General features: G+C 33.0%; 19 protein-coding genes. 17 read left to right on the top strand and 2 right to left on the bottom strand.

What is annotated here, in order from left to right; genetic code table 11:
• The first annotated feature begins 1 nt into the window (after position 1).
• From pyrF to CD035_RS11265, 5 genes are all read left to right on the top strand, one after another.
• A complete protein-coding gene (gene pyrF, locus CD035_RS11285; protein WP_048542472.1) occupies positions 2 to 694 on the top strand; it encodes an orotidine-5'-phosphate decarboxylase in 693 nt (230 codons plus the stop codon).
• A gap of 5 nt (positions 695 to 699) precedes the next feature.
• Positions 700 to 1,308, top strand: coding sequence for an orotate phosphoribosyltransferase (pyrE, locus tag CD035_RS11280; protein ID WP_048542475.1), 609 nt, complete (start codon positions 700 to 702; stop codon positions 1,306 to 1,308).
• 25 nt (positions 1,309 to 1,333) lie between these two features.
• Positions 1,334 to 1,612, top strand: a complete 279-nt coding sequence (locus CD035_RS11275; RefSeq protein WP_048542476.1) for a hypothetical protein — start codon at positions 1,334 to 1,336, stop codon at positions 1,610 to 1,612.
• A gap of 137 nt (positions 1,613 to 1,749) precedes the next feature.
• Positions 1,750 to 3,345: an SLC13 family permease gene (locus tag CD035_RS11270; RefSeq protein WP_171992071.1), complete on the top strand. Its 1,596-nt coding sequence runs from the start codon at positions 1,750 to 1,752 to the stop codon at positions 3,343 to 3,345.
• 243 nt (positions 3,346 to 3,588) lie between these two features.
• Positions 3,589 to 3,999 carry a VOC family protein gene (locus CD035_RS11265; protein ID WP_048542477.1) on the top strand — a complete coding sequence of 137 codons (411 nt, stop codon included), beginning with the start codon at positions 3,589 to 3,591 and terminating at the stop codon, positions 3,997 to 3,999.
• A gap of 82 nt (positions 4,000 to 4,081) precedes the next feature.
• Here the strand turns inward: CD035_RS11265 and CD035_RS11260 are convergent, their stop codons facing one another.
• The gene (locus tag CD035_RS11260) at positions 4,082 to 5,773 is read right to left on the bottom strand and encodes an Rqc2 family fibronectin-binding protein (protein WP_048542478.1); all 1,692 of its coding nucleotides are present in this window, start codon (positions 5,771 to 5,773) and stop codon (positions 4,082 to 4,084) included.
• A 173-nt stretch (positions 5,774 to 5,946) separates the two neighbouring features.
• Here CD035_RS11260 and gmk point away from each other — a divergent pair, with 173 nt between their 5' ends.
• The 4 genes from gmk to priA all read left to right on the top strand — a co-directional run bounded on the left by gmk (position 5,947) and on the right by priA (position 10,543).
• Positions 5,947 to 6,570 (top strand): guanylate kinase, encoded by a 624-nt coding sequence (gmk, locus tag CD035_RS11255; protein WP_025904573.1) that lies wholly within the window; start codon positions 5,947 to 5,949, stop codon positions 6,568 to 6,570.
• Positions 6,570 to 6,770, top strand: coding sequence for a DNA-directed RNA polymerase subunit omega (rpoZ, locus tag CD035_RS11250; protein WP_048542480.1), 201 nt, complete (start codon positions 6,570 to 6,572; stop codon positions 6,768 to 6,770). Before gmk ends, rpoZ begins: the two co-directional genes overlap by 1 nt.
• 165 nt (positions 6,771 to 6,935) lie before the next feature.
• A complete protein-coding gene (gene coaBC, locus CD035_RS11245) occupies positions 6,936 to 8,138 on the top strand; it encodes a bifunctional phosphopantothenoylcysteine decarboxylase/phosphopantothenate--cysteine ligase CoaBC (protein WP_048542482.1) in 1,203 nt (400 codons plus the stop codon).
• A complete protein-coding gene (gene priA, locus CD035_RS11240) occupies positions 8,135 to 10,543 on the top strand; it encodes a primosomal protein N' (protein ID WP_048542486.1) in 2,409 nt (802 codons plus the stop codon). Before coaBC ends, priA begins: the two co-directional genes overlap by 4 nt.
• Before the next feature lie 211 nt (positions 10,544 to 10,754).
• On the opposite strand, the gene CD035_RS11235 is transcribed toward priA, so the two are convergent.
• Positions 10,755 to 11,690 (bottom strand): nuclease-related domain-containing protein, encoded by a 936-nt coding sequence (locus CD035_RS11235; protein ID WP_048542487.1) that lies wholly within the window; start codon positions 11,688 to 11,690, stop codon positions 10,755 to 10,757.
• Positions 11,691 to 11,853: 163 nt separating this feature from the next.
• On the opposite strand from CD035_RS11235, the gene def reads away from it, so the two are divergent.
• From def to CD035_RS11195, 8 genes are all read left to right on the top strand, one after another.
• Positions 11,854 to 12,342 (top strand): peptide deformylase, encoded by a 489-nt coding sequence (def, locus tag CD035_RS11230; RefSeq protein ID WP_048542488.1) that lies wholly within the window; start codon positions 11,854 to 11,856, stop codon positions 12,340 to 12,342.
• Positions 12,335 to 13,267 (top strand): methionyl-tRNA formyltransferase, encoded by a 933-nt coding sequence (gene fmt, locus CD035_RS11225; protein ID WP_048542489.1) that lies wholly within the window; start codon positions 12,335 to 12,337, stop codon positions 13,265 to 13,267. Before def ends, fmt begins: the two co-directional genes overlap by 8 nt.
• Positions 13,264 to 14,574 carry a 16S rRNA (cytosine(967)-C(5))-methyltransferase RsmB gene (gene rsmB, locus CD035_RS11220; protein ID WP_080964697.1) on the top strand — a complete coding sequence of 437 codons (1,311 nt, stop codon included), beginning with the start codon at positions 13,264 to 13,266 and terminating at the stop codon, positions 14,572 to 14,574. The genes fmt and rsmB overlap by 4 nt, the downstream gene beginning before the upstream one ends.
• Before the next feature lies 1 nt (position 14,575).
• Complete coding sequence (gene rlmN / locus CD035_RS11215) at positions 14,576 to 15,667, top strand: dual-specificity RNA methyltransferase RlmN (protein WP_048542778.1); 1,092 nt, start codon at positions 14,576 to 14,578, stop codon at positions 15,665 to 15,667.
• A 3-nt stretch (positions 15,668 to 15,670) separates the two neighbouring features.
• A complete protein-coding gene (locus CD035_RS11210) occupies positions 15,671 to 16,417 on the top strand; it encodes a Stp1/IreP family PP2C-type Ser/Thr phosphatase (protein ID WP_025904563.1) in 747 nt (248 codons plus the stop codon).
• Positions 16,414 to 18,405: a Stk1 family PASTA domain-containing Ser/Thr kinase gene (gene pknB, locus CD035_RS11205; protein ID WP_048542492.1), complete on the top strand. Its 1,992-nt coding sequence runs from the start codon at positions 16,414 to 16,416 to the stop codon at positions 18,403 to 18,405. The genes CD035_RS11210 and pknB overlap by 4 nt, the downstream gene beginning before the upstream one ends.
• Positions 18,406 to 18,535: 130 nt before the next feature.
• Positions 18,536 to 19,732, top strand: coding sequence for a hypothetical protein (locus CD035_RS11200; RefSeq protein ID WP_048542494.1), 1,197 nt, complete (start codon positions 18,536 to 18,538; stop codon positions 19,730 to 19,732).
• Positions 19,733 to 19,807: 75 nt separating this feature from the next.
• On the top strand, positions 19,808 to 21,097 hold the full coding sequence (locus CD035_RS11195) for a cytochrome P450 (RefSeq protein ID WP_048542496.1): 1,290 nt from the start codon (positions 19,808 to 19,810) through the stop codon (positions 21,095 to 21,097).
• Positions 21,098 to 21,218: the final 121 nt, after the last annotated feature.

Raw genomic sequence — 21,218 nt, 5'->3', positions numbered from 1 at the left:
CATGAAGAATACACCAATAATTGCATTAGACTTTGCAACTCTAGAGGAAGTTGATCAATTTTTAGATTTATTTAATGAACCCCTATTTGTAAAAGTAGGTATGGAACTTTATTTGCAAAATGGTCCTGATACAATCAATCGAATTAAACAAAGAGGTCATGATATCTTTTTAGATTTAAAGTTACATGACATTCCAAACACTGTTAAAGGCGCATTAAAAGGATTAGGTAAACTCAATATCGACTTAATCAATGTGCATGCAGCAGGTGGTAAAAACATGATGGCTGCTGGACTTGAAGGCTTACGTGAGACAAATCCTAATGCTAAGTTAATAGCTGTAACTCAGTTAACTTCTACTACAGAACAACAAATGAAAGATGAACAAAATATTCAATCATCCATCAATGAATCAGTCGTGCATTATGCGAAAATGGCACATGAAGCAGGACTTGATGGTGTCGTTTGTTCACCATTAGAATCTACTTTAATTCAAGACCATATCGGTGAAACATTCTTGAAAGTGACACCAGGTATACGTTTAGAATCTGATAAGACACATGATCAACAACGTGTGACAACGCCAGAAGATGCTAAAAAATTAGGCTCAACACATATAGTAGTAGGTCGTTCAATTACACAACATGAAGATCCAGTAGCAAGATATCACGAAATATTACAAAGATGGGAAGGATAATTCATATGACTCAAAATATTGCACAATCATTATTAGAAATTAAAGCTGTAACACTTTCACCTGAGGATCCATATACATGGAGTTCAGGGATAAAATCACCGATTTATTGTGATAATAGAGTGACATTAGCATATCCTGAAATTAGAGAAAATATTTATCAAGGTTTAATTCAAATGATTAAAGAACATGCTCAAGATGTTGAAATTATTTCTGGTACGGCAACAGCAGGTATTCCGCATGCAGCATTTGTTGCGGATCAACTAAAATTACCGATGAGCTATGTGAGATCTAAAAGCAAAGGTCATGGTAAAGGGAATCAAATCGAAGGTGCTTTAAGCAAAGGGAAAAAAATAGTTGTAATTGAAGATTTAATTTCAACAGGTGGCTCATCAATTAATGCTGTGGAAGCTTTAATTGAAGATGGCGCGGAAGTATTAGGGGTATTTGCAATCTTTACATATGGTATTAACAAAGCAGAAGAAGCTTTCAAAGAAATCAATGTTCCATTCTATACTTTGTCTAATTATGATGAACTGATTTCAGTAGCTGAAAAAGAAGGTTATATCGAAAATAAAGATATAAAAACTTTAAAAGCTTGGAAAGATACTTTATAATAAAGTCAAGATAAGGGGGGTCTTTATGGAAAGCCAACATAAATTATCTGCTGCAGAAGAACAAGAGCAGATAAAAAAATGGGGACATATTAATGATTTTCTTAAAAAAGATTCTAATGCGAAACCTGACTTTAATCACTATGAAGTAAGAGACGAAAATATGTACGAACGTACAGGTTATTCAAATAACACAAACGTGAATAGACAGAGAAGATATGATTTAGGCGACAAAAATATATTCAAAAGTATCAAAAAAGAATTAGAAGCAAAAGGATTCTTTGATGATCAACATGAAGAAAAGTAAAAAAACTGCTAAAAAATTGATATTCAATTTTTCAGCAGTTTTTTTATATATAACCATGAATATTCAGAAAATTGTATGAATTGCATAAAACCTTTGTTAAAATGTAAACGTATACACTTTTAAAGGGGGCGAAAATTATGAATAAACATGACAATAAGTTTACGAATCAACTTTGGAAAGAAAGTGGACGTACGAAAGAAATGTTAAAATTCTTTTCTGCGGATGCAATGAAAAATCAAAATAAGCCAGATCCTGAATTAAAAGCTTACAATACTGCGCAACTTATCGGATTAATACTAGGACCATTACTATTTTTAGTTGTGTTATTATTTTTTAAAGCAGATGGATTAAGTCAAAATGGTGTCTACGTTATGGCAGCTACTTTATGGATTGCTGTATGGTGGATTACTGAAGCGATTCCTATTCCAGCAACAAGCTTAATGCCTTTATTCCTTTTTCCTTTAGGCGGAATTATGGATAGCGCGACCGTTTCAAGTGCATATGGAGATGATATTGTATTCCTATTCTTAGGAGGTTTCATTATTGCTATTGCGATGGAAAGATGGAATTTACATACTAGAATTGCACTCGTCATTATTAAAAGTATTGGTACGAGTACAGGTAGAATTTTATTAGGATTTATGATTGCAACGGGTGCTTTATCGATGTTTGTTTCAAACACAGCAGCCGTAATGATCATGATTCCAATCGGTATGGCAATTATTAAAGAAGCGAATGAATTAACAGCTGAAGGCAATGACAATCACAATTTATCACAGTTTGAAAAATCTTTAGTACTCGGTATCGGTTATGCAGGTACTATCGGAGGATTGGGTACTTTAATTGGGACACCGCCACTTATTATTTTGAAAGGTCAATACGAAAAGATTTTCGGAGAAGAAATTGGCTTTGGTCAATGGATGGTTATGGGTGTACCTACAGTCATTATCTTACTTGCAATAACTTGGGCATATTTAAATTTCGTAATATTTAAACATGATATGAAAGAACTTCCTGGTGGAAGAGAAATTATCACAAGAGAGTTAAAGTCTTTAGGTAAGACGACTTATGAAGAAAAAGTTGTATTCACACTATTCTGTTTAGCAGCATTTTTATGGGTATCTAGAGAATTTTTATTAACACAATTACCTTTTACAGAATTAGTTAAAGATGGCACTATTTCAATGTTCGTAGCAGTAATTCTTTTCTTAATTCCAGCAAGACGCAAATTTGCTAGAATTCTTGATTGGTCAATTGCTAAAGATTTACCGTGGGGTATTTTATTACTATTTGGTGGTGGTTTAGCAGTAGCTTCTGCCATTACAGAAAGTGGATTAGATAAATGGATGGGTAAACAAATTTCAGGATTAGATGGCGTCAATATCATCTTAATTATAGGAATTGTTACGCTGTTTGTATTATTCTTAACAGAAATTACATCTAATACTGCAACGGCTACAATGATCTTACCAATTTTAGCTACAATTGCAGTTGGTATTCATGTTCATCCACTAGCATTAATGATTCCAGCAGCAATGGCTGCAAACTGTGCATTTATGTTACCAGTTGGTACTCCACCAAATGCGATTGTATTTGGTACAGACAAAGTAACCATTCGAGAAATGGCGACAGCCGGATTTTGGTTAAACTTAATCAGCTGTGTGATTATCGTCGGATTTGTATGGTTCATGGTTCCATGGTTATTTGGAATAGATTTAGTAGCAAGTAAATAATTGAAATATAATAAAAAAGAAATGCTTGGACATTGTTCCAAGCATTTCTTTATGTTGTATTTTAATCCATAAATAGTTTAATAAATATATATCCGACAATGATGATGGCTAACATAATAACGATCGGTAACAATAATGAAAGTGACATAAAATCTCTCCTTTGTCTTTAAAGCTTAATAAGATTATACTAAATAATATACGATTTAAAAAATGATTAAAATCTGTTGATGGAGTGTTTATTCAATGATACCAAAAATTACGACATTTTTAATGTTTAACGGTGAAGCTGAAGAAGCGATTAATTTTTATACGTCTATTTTTAAAGATAGTGAAATTTTAACAATGGTTAAGTATGGTGAAGAAGGACCTGGTGAACCTGGGACTGTTCAACATTCTATATTTAAAATAAATGGACAAATATTTATGGGAATCGATCAAACAAATGGTGTTGAAATTGAGATGAATCCTGCAATGTCATTATATGTAACGTGTGAATCAGCAATGGAAATGGAACATTTATATTCTAAACTTAAATCTGGAGGCGCGATTCTCATGCCGAAAACAGAATTACCACCAACATTTAGAGAGTTTGCGTGGGTTCAAGATAAATTTGGCGTGAACTTCCAACTTGCTTTACCTGAACAACAGTCATAAATGCAATATATAATAGAAAAACTTTCATAACTTATCAGCCTTTGAAAATGATTTCTGGCCAATCAAGTTATGAAAGTTTTTGTTATTTTTTAAGTAATTTTTTAATGTCGTCATAATCAGTCGTGACATAAAGTGTTGTTTGACTGTCGTAAGTGACAAATCCTGGTTTAGCACCACTCGGTTTATGGACATTCTTTATAGCAGTGTAGTCAACAGGGATTTGACCTGATTGACTTGCTTTAGAATAATACCCAGCAATCATTGCCGCTTCTTCGATTGTTTTTTGTGTTGGTTCATCTTCTTGTATGACAACATGTGAACCTGGAATATCTTTCGTATGGAACCATAATTGATTTTTTCTTGCGACACGATGCGTTAAGTAATCGTTTTGTTTATTATTTTTACCTAATAAAATCGTTTGACCATCTGTAGAAATAAATGTCGTTAACGTAATTTTGTTAGAATTTTTCTTTTTCTTATTTTTACGTTTCTTCACAAAACCTTGATCTTCTAATTCTTCTCTAATGTCATCAATATCATCAACAGAAATATGAGCAAGTTGTTGTTCTAATGATTCGAAATATAAGATATTAGATTGTGTCAATTTGATTTGCTTATCTAATTCTATTTCACGTGTCTTAAGTCTGTTATATTGTTTGTAATAATATTGTGCATTCATTGAAGGTGATTTTGTTGGATTTAAAGGTATCGTAATAGGCTCATTGTTATAATAATTAATAGTTTCTAACGATTTGTCGCCTTGTTTAATTTGATACATATTTGCCGTTATTAATTCTCCAAATAATTGTTGCTCATCTTTGTTACGAGCCGCTTCTCGCTCATTAATTAATTTCTCTAGTTTATGGCGATTTTTTTGAAGATGTTGGTCAACAATCTTAACTAAATCTAATGCACGTTGTTTAACACGCTCTCTTTCACCACGTGATTCATAAAATCTATCTAAACATTCATGTAAACTATTAAAGGACATATAGTCATTCCCATATGAATGTAACGGCATAAAATAGAAAATTTCTTTTCCAGTCGAATCATCACTATAAATAACAGGTTTAGGTGATTGTTGTACTTCGTCCATCACTTCATTAAAAGCTTCTACTAATGTTTCTTGATTCATAAATGGTCGTCTTGATGTAATTTCTTTCGTTATAAGTGGACTAAAACCTTCAAATTGTTGAAGGAGCTGTCGGTCAATTTTACCCGAATTAAAATCAATATATTTATTGATATCATCCACTTCGAATGGATTTAATTTCTTAACAGTAGGTGGATATTCATATTTGAAACCTGGCATAATTGTACGAGCGGTATTGGTATTAGGTGTATGATGTTTAAAGCCGTCGATAATTTTACGGTCTCCATCAATTAAAATGATATTACTATGTCTACCCATAATTTCTAATACAATTGTTCGTTTTCGTAAATCACCAATTTCATCTCGAGAATGAACATCGATTTCTACTAATCGGTCATTACCAATTTGTGTAATACTTTGAATAATACCGCCATCTAAATGTTTACGTAGTACTCTAAGAAACATAGGTGGATCGAAAGGATTATCAAATTTTTCAGCAGTTAAGTGAAAACGACTGAAATTTGCATGTGTTGATAATAGTAATTGTTTATTTTTTCGTTCACTTCGAATTGTTAATATAATTGTGTCATTACTCGGTTCAGTAATTTTATGAATTCGCCCAGTTACGAGCGATTGTATATCTTCAACGATTTTTCTAGTAAATAAGCCATCAAAAGCCATTTGCATTCACACCTTTATCAAAAGTCAATTTATTGTAACATGTAAGAGATTAAATGAGTATAATTCTGTTTAATCTTTAAACGTCTCTAGCCATATAGAATTGAAATATGGTAAGATATAAAAAAACAAAATGATAATAAATCGTAAGTATTCATTAGGAAAGGTCGTTTGACATGAACATAGAAAAAGGGTTACTGATAGTGCTCTCTGGCCCATCTGGAGTTGGTAAAGGAACAGTACGTAAATCAATATTTGATGATCCGAGTACGGATTTTAAATATTCTATCTCTATGACTACTCGAAACATGCGTGAAGGAGAAACGGATGGCGTAGATTATTTCTTTAAATCAAGAGAAGAATTTGAAGCTTTAATTGCTGATGACCAATTTATAGAGTATGCTGAGTATGTTGGTAATTACTATGGTACGCCAGTACAATACGTAAGAGATACGATGGATAACGGTTATGATGTATTTTTAGAAATTGAAGTAGAAGGTGCGAAACAGGTTAGAAAGAAATTTCCTGAAGCATTATTTATTTTCTTAGCACCACCGAGTCTTGAGCATTTAAAAGAAAGACTTGTCGGTCGTGGAACTGAATCAGATGAAATCATACAGAACCGTATTCTTGAAGCACGTAAAGAAGTTGAAATGATGAACCTTTACGATTATGTTGTTGTAAACGATGAAGTTGAATTAGCGAAAGAGCGTATTCAAGCCATCGTAGAAGCTGAACACTTAAAAAGAGAACGCGTTGAAGCACGTTACAGAAAAATGATATTGGAGGCAAAAAAATAATGTTATACCCACCACAAAACGAATTAAAAGACAGCATCAATTCTAAATATTTAGTTGTAACAACTGCAGCTAAGAGAGCACGTGAACTACAAGAAAACCCTGACAGTTTATTATTAGATGAATACCGTTCACTAAAAAATGTAGGTCAAGCACTAGAAGAAATAGCAGCACATAAAGTATATGCTAAATTAGAAGACTAATCATTTGAATTAACGAAAGACCTTTTATGTTTGGACGACCAATCCATACATGAAAGGTCTTTTTATTGAATATGTATATTGGAATTTAGATTCATGACAGTCTTTTTTAAAGAATGTATAATAAGTATAAAGTTTAAGAATCGAATTAATCGGAGGACTACACAAATGAAGAATATACTTCTAGCTGTAACTGGGGGAATAGCTGCCTATAAAGCTATAGATTTAACGAGCAAATTAACACAAAGCGGCTATCAAGTGCGCGTCATGTTAACTGAACATGCGAAACAATTTGTGACACCATTGGCATTTCAAGCTATAAGTCGCAATCACGTTTATACAGATACTTTTGACGAAAAAGATGTCAGTGAAATTCAACATATTACGTTAGCTGACTGGGCTGATGCAGTCATCGTTGCACCTGCAACAGCTAATACAATTAGTAAATTAGCAAATGGCTTAGCAGATAACATGGTGACTTCAACATTACTCGCTACGACTGCTCCTGTTTTTATCGCACCAGCAATGAATGTTCATATGCTTGAACATCCTTCTACCGTTGAAAATATGTCTCGTTTAAGAAATTATGGTTATAAATTCATTGCGCCTGGGGAAGGTTTTTTAGCTTGTGGTTATGTTGCAAGAGGTAGAATGGAAGAACCGATTACCATTTTGACAATTATTGATGATTATTTTAAAGAACAAGCACAACCACAAACTTTTGCTTTAAAAGGTAAAAACGTACTTGTAACTGCTGGACCAACAGTTGAAAAAGTAGATGCTGTACGCTATTTTACAAATCGTTCAAGTGGAAAAATGGGTTATGCATTAGCTGAGGCTGCAAGAGATTTAGGGGCGAACGTTACGTTAGTAAGTGGAGAAACGAATTTAACACAACCTGTTGGCGTAGAGTTTGTTCAAGTAACAAGTGCTGAAGATATGTTCCAAGCTGTTAAATCGCGTATGAATGATATGGACATGATTATTAAAGCAGCAGCAGTCGCTGATTATACACCAGTTGAAACTTCTGAACATAAAATGAAAAAGAAAGATGGCGACTTACAGCTAACATTTAAAAGAACGACAGATATCCTTAAATATTTAGGGGAACATAAAGATAAGCAATATTTAGTTGGATTTGCGGCTGAAACGGATAATGTTGAAGAATATGCGATGGGTAAATTGAAAAAGAAAAATGCAGACGTCATCGTCGCAAATCACGTCGCGAATGAGGCAATTGGCTTTAGATCTTCAGATAATGAAGTAGATATGTATTTTGCAAATGGTGATAAAGTACCAATTGCTAAAACTTCTAAACAAAAAGTTGCCATTAAAATTTTAAATGAAATTACTAGTAGGTGGGAAGATTGATTGCAAATGTAGTCGTAGATATTCCAGCTAAAAATGTCGACAAAATATTTGATTATTTAATTCCGCAAGATATTGTAGATATCGTCAAAGTCGGTGTTAGAGTTGAAGTGCCTTTTGGTCCACGTAAAATTCAAGGATTTGTCATTGGCATAAGTGAAGAATTAACAAGTGACATTGATCAATCTAAATTAAAATCAATTATTCGTGTTAAAGACTTTAAACCAGAGCTAACAGCGGAACTCATTGAATTGAGTGAATGGATGTCTAACTTTCACTTAGTAAAGCGTATCTCTGCTTTAGAAATTATGTTACCGAGTGCTGTCAAAGCTAAATATCAGAAAGTATATTGTGTTGCTGATTCAGAAGGGATTCCTGCACAATATTTAAATCATTTTAATAAAGAAGGTATTTTAACATTTGAACAAGCGCAACAACTTCAAATTGTTTCTATTTTAGAAGAATTTGTAGAAAATGATGCGATTATAAAAGACACAATCGTAGGTCAACAACTCACAAGAAAATATGTAACTTGCGTAAGAATCGTACCTACAGATCGATTAGATGAGATTTTAATGTCATTGAGTAAAAAAGAAAAACAACTTGATGTCATGAACTATTTAATTGAGCATAGACGAGAAGATGTCATGCTCAGAACATTAAAAGAAGAAGGCTTCTCAGAATCGAGTATCAATACGCTTGTTAAAAATCAAATATTAGAAAAATACGATGGCATCATGAATAGAGATCCGTATGAGCATCGTATTTTTGAAAAAGAACATAATAAAGCATTAACTGAAGCCCAACATGAAGCTTTTACACAGATTGATGAAGCGGTTCGTAATAATGAATCGAAGACGTTTCTTTTACACGGTGTGACGGGTTCAGGAAAAACAGAAGTATATTTACAAACTATTGAGAATGTACTCAAAAAAGGCGAACAGGCGATTATGCTTGTGCCTGAAATTGCATTAACACCGCAAATGGTTAACCGATTTAAAGCGCGCTTTGGTGATGAAGTAGCTGTATTACATTCCGGTTTATCTAAAGGTGAAAAATATGATGAATGGCAAAAAATAAGAGATGGTAAAGCAAGTGTTTCAGTCGGTGCGAGATCAAGTGTGTTTGCACCATTTGAAAAATTAGGTCTTATTATAATTGACGAAGAGCATGAAGCAACGTATAAGCAAGAAGATTATCCGAGATATCATGCAAGAGAAATCGCGATATGGAGAAGTGAATATCACAAATGCCCAGTCGTATTAGGATCAGCTACACCAAGTCTTGAAACATTTGCACGTGCAGAGAAAAATGTTTATCAATATTTAGGATTGCCAGAACGTGTGAATCAACAGAAAATGCCTGAAATTGAACTAATTGATATGAGGGAAGAACTTCAAGAAGGTAATCGTTCGATGTTCTCTAATGACCTGACAAAAGCCATTCAAGATCGCATTGATAAAGATGAACAAATTGTATTGTTCTTAAATAGAAGAGGGCATTCATCTTTTGTATTATGCAGAGATTGCGGGCATGTGCCACAATGTCCAAATTGTGATATCTCGCTTACATATCACAAAACACATGATGATTTAAAATGTCATTATTGTGGATACAGTGAACCTATGCCTCAAAGATGTCCAAGTTGTGAAAGTGAACATATACGACAAATGGGTGTTGGCACGCAGAAAGTCGAAGAAATTATATACGACACATTCGACCGCGCTAAAGTCATTAGAATGGATGTCGATACAACTTCGAAAAAAGGTGCTCACGAAAAATTATTAACAGCTTTCGGAAACCAAGAAGCAAATATTTTGTTAGGAACACAAATGATTGCTAAAGGATTGGACTTTGAAAATATTACATTAGTAGGCGTACTTAATGCAGATACGATGTTAAACTTGCCAGATTTCAGATCGAGTGAAAAGACATTCCAATTACTGACTCAAGTGGCAGGTAGAGCAGGTAGACACGAGAAACAAGGCGAAGTCATGATTCAAACATATAACCCGGATCATTACGCTATCTTAGATGTCACAAGTAATGACTATCTGTCCTTTTATCAAAAAGAAATGAAATTTAGACAAATTGGTAAGTACCCACCATATTACTATCTTGTGAATTTGACCATTAGTCATACAGATATTAAAAAAGTATTAAAAGCATCCAAACATATACATGGCATATTGTTGCAACACGTTACTACACAATCCTTTGTATTAGGACCATCACCAAGCCCGTTATCACGTATTAATAATAAACATCGATTCCAAATATTAATTAAATTTAAGAACGAACCAGATTTATTAACAGCCTTACAATATCTGGATGATTATTATCACGAGCAATACTTGAAAGATAAACTATCACTAGAGATAGATATTAATCCGCAGATGATGATGTAAATAGAAAGAAACCCGTGAAATGTGAAAACTTCACGGGTTTTTTGTATGTGTCTAGATGAAATTATAGGTTGTTATTCAAATACTGACGCTTTTAAAAGCAGTTCTGGCCAAAGGTGCAAATACTGATGCCGTTATTAGCAGTTCTGGCCAAAGGTGCAAATACTGATACCGTTATTAGCAGTTCTAGCCCAAAGTGCAAATACTGATGCTTTTAAAAGCATTTTTGACTAAAGGTGCAATTAACGAGCCCCCTACTAATATACTTAGGGAAAAACTTTCTATTTCTTTTCTTCTCTGATTTGAAATACTTGTTACAAACACGGCCAATCGTATATTCTTTCACCGGATAACACCACTGGATGGCTTCTTCAAATGTAAAGCCGTCTCTTTTTAAATAATAGATTTCTTTCAAATTGTACAGGACGATTTCTTCGCATTTAATCTTAGAGTGACAGTACATGCAGTTAGAGTAGATTTTATTTTCTATTATTTTGATTGTGTGCATTTTTCTACAACTTGGACATTTTATACCTGCTAAACTGAGATCGAAGTATGGTGTGATTTCTTTTTGATAATAAGTCGAGTGGATTTTCTTGTGTTGTAATAAAAAGTTTAATAGTGCGGGGTTAAACTTTGATGAATGGGATTGTAAGATTTCTTTGATTTGGTTCAATTGATTGAAATAGATAATATTCTGATTATGTGGCCAGGTTCCAACTGGGATAAAATGAGGATTTGTAAAAATGATATAAGTTTGAATATTTATATGTATACCATTTTGATACAGTAATTTTTCTAATTCGAATTTCATAAATTTTGTTTGTTTAATGGGGGATTTCGTAGTTAATCCGTAACTACTTTTTAAGTAATCTTGTTCGAAATGCCACTCGTCTCTATAATGTTTAATTTCAAATAAGAAAAGTGTATTGTCTGTTGCGACTAAATAATCAATTTGGACATGATGTTGATTACCGAATTCGAAATCGTAAATATAGCTGATGTTAGGTATCGTGTTTAAAAACGATTTGAAATAGCGTTCTCCTTCTTTGCCGTTGTAATATGTGAGAAGATTATTCCTCTCATCTTTCGTTAAAGTCTTCCGAGATTCAAGTGCGAGTAAATATTGATAGTAGTCGGATACGTTCATATAGGACTCCTTTCTGTTATTTATTGGTAATTCGATTTTACTTCGTTTATGCAAAATTTTCTATCAAATCAATGTAAGCGACTGTAGATGAATTTTCTCTGTCGCTTTTTATATTGATTTACGTTATAATTATACGATGAGTTTTTAAAAAGGAGCGATAGATATGGCTGTAAAACCACTTGTTACGGTACCAAATCCAATGTTAAATAGAGAAGTTAAAGATGTTGTGACTTTTGATGAGTCTTTAAAATCATTAATTGCTGATTTAGAGGATACAATGTTTGAAAATGATGGGGTGGGTATAGCTGCACCTCAAATTGGCGTTGATCTTAAAGTTGCGATTGTTGATATGGAGCAAGAAGGTATTTTGCAGCTGATCAATCCAACGATTGTTTCTCAATCTGAAGAAACTGAAGCTGATGTAGAAGGTTGTCTCAGCGTACCTGGTGTCTTTGGAGAAGTGAACAGAAGTAAAATGATTGTCGTGAAAAGTAATGATTTAAATGGTAATCAAGTTGAACTTACTGCATATGATGATATTGCACGAATTATTTTACATGAAGTAGATCATTTATATGGTGAGTTATTCACGGATAAGATGACGAGAGAAATTAGTGAAGAAGAATTAGAGGAGATGTATAAGGATGAGTAAAATTGTATTTATGGGTACACCAGATTTTTCTACAGGCATTCTTGAAATGTTAATCGAAGAACATGAAGTGATTGCAGTTGTTACTCAACCTGATCGTCCAGTAGGTAGAAAAAAAGTACTGACACCACCTCCTGTTAAAAAAGTAGCAGTTGAACATAATATTCCAGTATATCAACCTGAAAAATTAAATCATTCACCAGAATTAGAAGAGATTATTAATTTACAACCTGATTTAATCGTTACTGCAGCATTTGGGCAGCTATTACCAAAATCATTATTAGATGCGCCAAAATATAAAGCAGTTAATGTACATGCTTCATTGCTACCTAAATATCGCGGTGGTGCTCCGATTCATTATGCAGTTATGAATGGTGAGAAAAAGACAGGCGTAACAATTATGTATATGGCAGAAAAATTAGATGCAGGTAATATTATTAGCCAAGATGAAATCGACATTAAAGAGAACGACACAGTAGGAGATGTTCATGATCAACTAGCAGTACTCGGTACAGCATTATTGAAACGAACTTTACCTACTATTTTTAATGGAACAAATGATAGCATTCCTCAAGATGAATCACTTGTAAGTTTTGCTTCTAATATTTCAAGAGAAGATGAAAGAATTGACTGGACACAAGATGCTGAATCAATTCATAACCATATAAGAGGGTTATCACCTTGGCCAGTTGCTTATACAACAATGAATGATAAAAATATGAAATTGTGGCGCAGTGAAATTGTAAGAAATGTTAAAGGTAATCCAGGAGAAATTGTTGAAACAACTAAATCAGCTATTATAGTAGCAACAGGTAGTGAAGATGGTGTTGCTTTAACTGAAATACAATTAGCAGGTAAAAAACGTGTGCAAACACGAGATTATTTAAGCGGATTACAATCAAAAATTGATGGGACTAAATTAATATGATGAAAAACAATGTAAGAAACGTTGCATTAACGATTCTAGATGATGTACTGACAGGTGAAGCATATAGTAATCTACAACTTAATGAAGCGATAAAAAACGAAGCTGTATCTAAAAAAGATGTTGGATTATTAACAGAACTTGTATATGGTACTTTACAAAGAAAAATCACTTTAGAATATTTAATTGAGCCTTTTATTAAGACCAAGTTAAAAGGATGGATGAAACGTCTATTAATCATGAGTGCATATCAATATGTATATTTAGATAAAGTTCCAAATCACGCGATTATCAATGAAGCTGTTAATATTGCTAAAGTACGCGGTGATTTACACAATAGTAAAGCAATCAATGCAATTCTTAGAAATTTCATGTCTACACCATTAAGAACTTTAGATGAAATCAAACATGATGATAAAAAACTTTCAATTGAGGGTAGTGTACCTTTATGGTTAACAAAACATTGGATTACACATTTTGGATATGAAAAGACAAGAGAAATGTGTTTACTAAGTTTAACACCGCCAGATACAACCGTAAGAGTGAATACAACACGCATATCTGTTGAAGATGCAGTTGAAAGATTACAAAGTAATGGTTATACTGTCGAAATAGATAAAGACATAGAAAGATGTTTACATGTTAAAGGTGAAGCTATTGTAAATGATAGATTATTTAAAGATGGTTTATTATCTGTACAAGATAAGAGTTCAATGTTTGTAGCAGAAATTTTGAATCCGAAACCGAATAGTACAGTGTTAGATACATGTAGTGCACCAGGTGGTAAGACTTGTCATATCGCTGAAATGATGAATCAAACTGGTCATGTTGATGCATTTGACATTCACCCACATAAAATAGATTTAATTGATTTTAATATCAAAAAATTAAGACTTAAAAATGTAACAGCAGCTGTACATGATGCCACTCAGCCTTTTGATCAAACATATGATTACATCCTTGTAGATGCACCGTGTAGTGGATTTGGTGTCATGAGAAGAAAGCCTGAAATTAAGTATGACAAGACGTCAAAGGATGTTGAATCATTGTGGCACTTACAATTAGAAATTCTTGAAAATGCGAGTAAATCTCTCGCACCTAATGGAGAACTTGTGTACTCAACTTGTACAATCGAACAAATGGAAAATGAAAATGTTGTTTATTCATTCTTAAAAGCAAATCCAGAATTTGAATTCGCACCATTTATAGATCCAAGAACAAATCAAGAAACTAAAACATTACAGCTACTACCTCAAGATTATAATTCAGATGGTTTCTTTATTACTAAAATTAAGAGAAAGGAAAGTTAATATGCCAGCGATACAGAAAAAACGCAATAAATTTATGCCAAACTTCGAAAGACCTTCAATATATTCATTACAATTAGGAGAATTAGAAGATTGGTTGATCGATCAATCAGAACCAAAGTTTAGAGCTAAACAAATTTTTGATTGGTTATATGTTAAAAGAGTAGACGCTTTTAGCGAAATGACAAATCTTTCAAAAGAATTGAGAGAAAAACTTGTACAATCATTTGAAATTACAACGTTAGAAGTAGCTGTTAAACAAGAAAGTAAAGATGGAACAATCAAGTTTCTTTTTGAATTACAAGATGGATACACGATTGAAACAGTATTAATGAGACATGAATATGGGAATTCAGTTTGTGTGACAACTCAAGTAGGTTGTCGTATAGGTTGTACGTTCTGTGCCTCATCAATCGGTGGTTTGAAACGTAACCTTGAAGCGGGTGAAATTGTTGCACAAGTATTAACAGTTCAAAAAGCTTTAGATGCTACGGATGAGCGTGTCAGCCAAGTTGTTATTATGGGTATTGGTGAACCATTTGAGAACTATGATGAAATGATGGGATTCTTAAAAATCATTAATCATGATAAAGGTTTAAACATCGGAGCACGTCATATAACAGTTTCTACATCAGGTATCATCCCTAAAATTTACGATTTTGCTAATGAATCCCTACAAATAAACTTTGCGTTAAGTTTACATGCAGCTGATAATGAAACACGTTCAAGATTGATGCCTATAAACAGAGCTTATGATTTAGATAAATTAATGGAAGCTATTGAATACTATGTCAATAAAACGAATAGAAGAATCACTTTTGAATATGGTTTGTTCGGAGGTGTAAATGACCAAGTTCATCATGCAAAAGCATTGGCAAAACTAATTAAACATTTAAACTGTCACGTGAACTTAATTCCAGTTAACCACGTACCAGAACGTGACTATGTAAAAACATCAAAAGAAGATATCTTTAAATTTGAAAAAGAATTAAAAAGAAACGGGATAAATGCTACAATAAGACGTAATCAAGGTGCAGATATTGATGCTGCATGTGGACAACTAAGAGCAAAAGAGCGAAAAGAAGAAACGAGGTAACAAATCATGGAAGCACGGTTTTTTACAGATGTCGGTCAATTTCGAGAACAAAATGAAGATGCAGGTGGTATCTATACAAATCAAACGGGTCAAGTTTTATTAGTGATTTGTGATGGTATGGGTGGACATGCTGCAGGTGAAGTTGCAAGCCAATTTGTGAATGATTCACTTAAAGCTAGATTCGAAGATGAAAATTATATTGAATATGATCATGCTGAAGATTGGTTACAATCTAACTTAGCTGATATAAACAGACAATTATATAACGAGTCTATGAACAATGAGATGTATAGAGGAATGGGTACAACTTGTGTTTGTGCTTTAGTCTATGAAAAAGACATCGTTGTAGCTAATATAGGTGATTCACGTGCTTATTTGATGAACAGTCGTGAAATGATGCAATTAACAAATGATCATACATTTGTTAATCATCTTGTTACGATTGGAGAAATTACGAAAGAGGAGGCTTTCACGCATCCTCAAAGAAACATTATTACAAAAGTTATGGGAACAGATAAACGTGTTAACCCAGATATTTTTTACTACAATACAAAATTTTATGATTATTTGCTTTTAAATTCAGATGGTTTAACAGATTACTTACATGAAGATGACGTTCAACAAATTGTGATGTCTCATAAAGGTACGGTTGATGATATTGGTGAAACGCTTATCGAAGAAACAATCGAAGTCGAAGGTAAAGATAATATCTCGTTAATATTATATCCATTTGAAGGTGGAAAAATATGATAGGTCGCATAATCGCCGGTCGCTATGAATTTGTGAAGTATCTTGGTGGCGGTGGTATGAGTAACGTCTATTTAGCGAAAGATAAGATCTTGAACCGTGATGTAGCAGTGAAAGTAATCAACATACCGCCTTATGAAAAAGAAAAAGCAGTTGAACGATTCGAACGAGAAGTTCAAAATACGACGATTTTAAGTCATAGTAACGTTGTGAATGTACTTGATGTAGAAGAAGATGATAATTGTTATTACCTTGTTATGGAATATATAGAAGGACCAACATTAAAGGAGTATCTATGTAAAGAAGGTAAGTTATCTGCAGATGAAGCGGTTGAAATGACGCTTCAAATCTTAAAAGGTATCGCACATGCTCATCATCATCGAATTATTCATCGAGATATTAAACCGCAAAACATTCTCATGACTAAAAATGGGACTTTAAAAATATTAGACTTTGGTATCGCAAGGGCATTAAGTGAAACAGCTTTAACAGAAACGAATCATGTTATGGGTTCTGTTCAATATTTATCGCCTGAACAAGCTAAAGGTCAATCAACAGATGAATCATCAGATATTTATTCTATTGGTATTGTATTGTATGAATTATTAACAGGACACCCGCCATTTAATGGGGAAACGCCTGTAAGTGTAGCCATTAAACATATTCAAGAAGAGTTGCCATCTATTAGAAAAGAACGACCATCTATACCTCAAAGTATAGAAAATGTCATTATGAAAGCAACTCGTAAAGAAAAATCACTAAGGTACCGTGATACAAATGAAATGTATTATGACCTTTTAACAGCATTGGACGATGAACGTAAAGATGAATTACCTAGGTATGAGTCTGATTCAGATACTAAAACAATGCCCGTTATAAAAGCTGATGAAGAAGAAAGTGATACAAAGACTGTTCCAATTGCAACGACGCAACAAAATGCTAATGCACAACAACAAAATATGGAAACAAATAAACCTAAACGTAAGCGTAATAAATGGTTAATCGTTTTTGTACCCATTTTACTATTATGTATGTTAGTAGGTGCAATTGGTTTTGCCTTAACGGCTCCTAAATATGTAGACGTGCCTAACTTATTAGGTAAATCACGTGGTGAAGCCTTAGCTTTAATAGATGAAAAAGGTTTAAGTAAAGGTAAAATAACAGAAGCCTATAGTAATAGCTTTAAAGAAGGCGAAGTTATGAAAGTAACACCTAAAGTGGGTAGTAAGGTTAAAGAAATGACTAAAGTTGATTTAGTGATATCTCAAGGTGTTAAGACGTTTACCATAGAAGATTATGTTGGAAAATCAGCAGACAAAACGAAAAAGCAATTAGAAAAACAAGGCTTTGAATCTGTCCGTATAAAAGAACAGTATGATAAAGCGGCGAATGGCACAGTGATTAATCAAAATATCGAACCAGGTTCTAAAGTTGTACCTAAAGATACGATGATTATTTTGACAAAATCAATCGGCGTAAAACAAGAATACGTTAAAGATTATACAGGTGAAGAAATCAGTAAAGCAACTTCTGAACTTGAAGCGCTTGGATTTAAAGTAGAACAATCTGAAGTTGAAAGTGATGAACCAGCAGATACAATCGTTAAACAATCATTTAAAGATGGACAATTGCCAGTCGAATCAACGATTTATTTTGATGTATCTAAAGGTGAAGATAAAGACTCTAACTCAGATAAATCAGACGATAAAGATAAAAAAGATGACAGTGATGATAACGCAAGAGATAAAACATATACACAATCCGTTTATATACCATTTACAGGTTCTGATAGTAAAAAAGGTCAGAAAGTAGAAATCTTTGTTAAAGATAAATCAAATGATATCAAAAAAGTTGCAGATTCCTTTACGATTAAAAAAGATACAACAAGAAACATTAATTTCACGATTCCAAAAGGCGAATCAGCTGAATATCGCGTTGAAGTAGATGGTAAAGAGGTTGAAAGTAACACAATTGATTACGATGATTTCTAAATATATGAAAAGTATATAGCTATTTGAGGGACTGAAACATTAAACAGTGTTTCAGTCTCTATTTTTATACACTATTGATTTAATGTTTAGTTCTTAGTAAAATTTAGAAAATGAGTCTGGGGTGAAAAATATGCTTCCTTATGTGTCTTTATATGAATATGTATATCGTCAAACAGAACATGCTATTGTAGATGCTGATCAAAAGCACGCTATTTATGAAGAGTATAAAAATATTGTGACCTCATCTCATCTGTCTGATCAAGTCTTTATTGAAGTTATGAATAATTTCTTTTATGATATAGGCCTGTTGAGTACGTCTATTAAGGCATTGAAAATTCCTGACAAACAAGTTGGAATTAAGGTAAGAGCTACTAAAGATGCTTTAGTTGTTACGAAAGTGCTGGATGATATACGCTTTGTTGTTGGTGATGAAATTACACAGTTATCAGGGGATTCTATTGAATATTGTAGAATGAGATATCATCGTTTATTAAAAGATGAACCATACCATAGAGAAGAATGGGGACATATTTTAACTTTCCAAAATGAAGTAGAAGTAAAAAGAGCGAATCAAACTTATCACTTTGAATTGAGACATTATCCGGTGAGTACAGAACATACGATTGATGTGACGGTTAAGGATGATGTACCAATATTAGAATTTAACGGTGATATTCGTTTTGAACAAGCTGTTGAAGCGTTATACAAATTATCCAAAATTCAAGAATCATCTAAAAAAGTCATTTTTGATTTTAGAAATGCACAATTTAAAAATTTGAGTATCGCAGAGTTTCTTATGCCTTATTTTTATGAGATTGGCAATCAAGAAACAATATTAACGAAAGACACACAAGTAAAGGTTGAGCGAGAGCGTCATAAGTCGTTATTTAAGCAAAAATTAGAACGTTTGTATAAAGCATGCAGTGAAATGAATGAACAAGCTTTTTATCAAAATATTTTAGATCAACCTGTTGGTGATTGGAAATTCTTTGATGATGATAAAATTGATTTTATCGGATTAAGTCGATTTGAAGAAATTGTGATCTTGATTGATAAAGATACATCTTATGCAGCTGAATGGCTCGTTTATAAAGTAGTAAAATCGGGAATAGTCAATCTTGTCGGAAGACCAACGAGTGGAAATCTAGCGTTTTTTAATATTGTTGATGAAATTATTGATCAACGATTTATACTCAGTTTTCCAGTTGAAAATCTAAATCAATCGATTCAAGATGATGTCGTTTATCCAGATACGCTAATTGAGTGGTCAAAAAGACATGCATTAGTTGACAAAGATATAAAATTTTCAATTGATAATAGTAGTTGATTGATTATTTTCACAGAAAATGAAATAATATGTAAGTATATAAAATTTACAAAAATTCTAGGGGGCATTAACTTTATGGGTAAGCAAATACCAAAAGATAGAGGTCTAGACAGTACATTTAAAGTTTTGAAAGAAGGCTATAAATATGTACCAAATAGACTTGAGAAATTTGATACAAATATTTTTGAATTAAGAGCATTAGGCGGAAGAAGAACAGTTGTAATCAGTGGTAAAGAAGCAGCAGAGCTTTTTTATAATAACGATTTAATTGAAAGACAAGGTACGTTACCAAAACGTGTTGTTAATACTTTATTCGGTAAAGGCGCTATACATACTACTGGTGGTAAAAAACACATAGACCGTAAAGCTCTATTTATGTCATTAATGACTGAAGAAAATTTAGAATATTTGAGAGAACTTACACGTAGTACTTGGTTCATGAATACTGAACGTATGGAAAGAATGGACGAAGTTAACGTTTATAAAGAATCTATTATCTTATTAACTAAAGTTGGATTTAGATGGGCAGGCGTTATCGCATCTCCTGAAGAAATTGAAAGCTGTGCCCAAGATATGGATACAATGATTGATTCATTTAAAAATATCGGTACTGCATTCAAAGGATATAGAGAAGCTAAAAAAGCAAGAGATAGAGTGGAAACATTCCTAGAAAATCAAATTATTGCAGTACGTGAAGGTAAATTAACACCTCCACAAGGTACAGCATTACATGAATTTAGTCACTGGGAAGATTTTGAAGGTAATTTAATGGATTCTAGATTGTGTGCGATCGATTTAATGAACGTTGTGCGTCCTCTAGTCGCGATTAATCGTTTTATTAGTTTCGGTGTGAAAGCATTACATGATTATCCAGGAGAAGCAGAAAAAGTCTTCAATAATGAAAATGACTATGCTTATAAATTTGTACAAGAAGTTAGAAGATTCTATCCATTCGTACCTTATTTACCTGGTAAAGCAGCAGTAGATATCGAATTTGATGGCTATACGATTGAGAAAGATACTTTCTTAGTATTAGATATTTACGGAACATTGCATAGAGACGGCTTATGGGAGAATCCAGAAAGATTCTATCCAAACCGCTTCAGCGATTGGGACGGAAGTCCATTTGATTTAATCCCTCAAGGTGGTGGCGATTATTATACAAACCACCGTTGTGCTGGTGAGTGGATGACAATTATCATCATGGAAGAATCTATGAAATACTTCGCTAGAAACATTTCATATGATATGAAAAAAGACCAAGATCTATCTGTTAATTTAAATAAATTACCAGGTCGTGTCGTAAGTGGTACAATCATTGAAAATGTAAATGCATTAGTAAACCGTAACGTAGAATCAGTTTAATCATGAATTGATTCATTATAATAATATTATTCAGGCTGAAATTTCATTCGAAATTTCAGCCTGAATTCATGTATATATGAAAATTTTCAAAGATATTTGGTATCATAGGTAAAGAGGTGAT

This window comes from Mammaliicoccus sciuri (assembly GCF_002901825.1).
Taxonomy (GTDB): domain Bacteria; phylum Bacillota; class Bacilli; order Staphylococcales; family Staphylococcaceae; genus Mammaliicoccus; species Mammaliicoccus sciuri.
This window is presented reverse-complemented; position numbering and strand designations above follow the sequence as displayed.

Excerpts from the sequence above, each read along its gene's own strand:
- pyrE (WP_048542475.1), top strand. The coding sequence starts at position 700 with ATGACTCAAAATATTGCACAATCATTATTAGAAATTAAAGCTGTAACA.
- rlmN (WP_048542778.1), top strand. The coding sequence starts at position 14,576 with ATGCCAGCGATACAGAAAAAACGCAATAAATTTATGCCAAACTTCGAA.
- gmk (WP_025904573.1), top strand. The coding sequence starts at position 5,947 with ATGAACATAGAAAAAGGGTTACTGATAGTGCTCTCTGGCCCATCTGGA.
- pknB (WP_048542492.1), top strand. The coding sequence starts at position 16,414 with ATGATAGGTCGCATAATCGCCGGTCGCTATGAATTTGTGAAGTATCTT.
- CD035_RS11265 (WP_048542477.1), top strand. The coding sequence starts at position 3,589 with ATGATACCAAAAATTACGACATTTTTAATGTTTAACGGTGAAGCTGAA.
- rsmB (WP_080964697.1), top strand. The coding sequence starts at position 13,264 with ATGATGAAAAACAATGTAAGAAACGTTGCATTAACGATTCTAGATGAT.
- def (WP_048542488.1), top strand. The coding sequence starts at position 11,854 with ATGGCTGTAAAACCACTTGTTACGGTACCAAATCCAATGTTAAATAGA.
- CD035_RS11235 (WP_048542487.1), bottom strand. The coding sequence starts at position 11,690 with ATGAACGTATCCGACTACTATCAATATTTACTCGCACTTGAATCTCGG.
- fmt (WP_048542489.1), top strand. The coding sequence starts at position 12,335 with ATGAGTAAAATTGTATTTATGGGTACACCAGATTTTTCTACAGGCATT.
- rpoZ (WP_048542480.1), top strand. The coding sequence starts at position 6,570 with ATGTTATACCCACCACAAAACGAATTAAAAGACAGCATCAATTCTAAA.
- CD035_RS11200 (WP_048542494.1), top strand. The coding sequence starts at position 18,536 with ATGCTTCCTTATGTGTCTTTATATGAATATGTATATCGTCAAACAGAA.
- CD035_RS11260 (WP_048542478.1), bottom strand. The coding sequence starts at position 5,773 with ATGGCTTTTGATGGCTTATTTACTAGAAAAATCGTTGAAGATATACAA.
- CD035_RS11195 (WP_048542496.1), top strand. The coding sequence starts at position 19,808 with ATGGGTAAGCAAATACCAAAAGATAGAGGTCTAGACAGTACATTTAAA.
- coaBC (WP_048542482.1), top strand. The coding sequence starts at position 6,936 with ATGAAGAATATACTTCTAGCTGTAACTGGGGGAATAGCTGCCTATAAA.
- CD035_RS11270 (WP_171992071.1), top strand. The coding sequence starts at position 1,750 with ATGAATAAACATGACAATAAGTTTACGAATCAACTTTGGAAAGAAAGT.
- pyrF (WP_048542472.1), top strand. The coding sequence starts at position 2 with ATGAAGAATACACCAATAATTGCATTAGACTTTGCAACTCTAGAGGAA.
- CD035_RS11275 (WP_048542476.1), top strand. The coding sequence starts at position 1,334 with ATGGAAAGCCAACATAAATTATCTGCTGCAGAAGAACAAGAGCAGATA.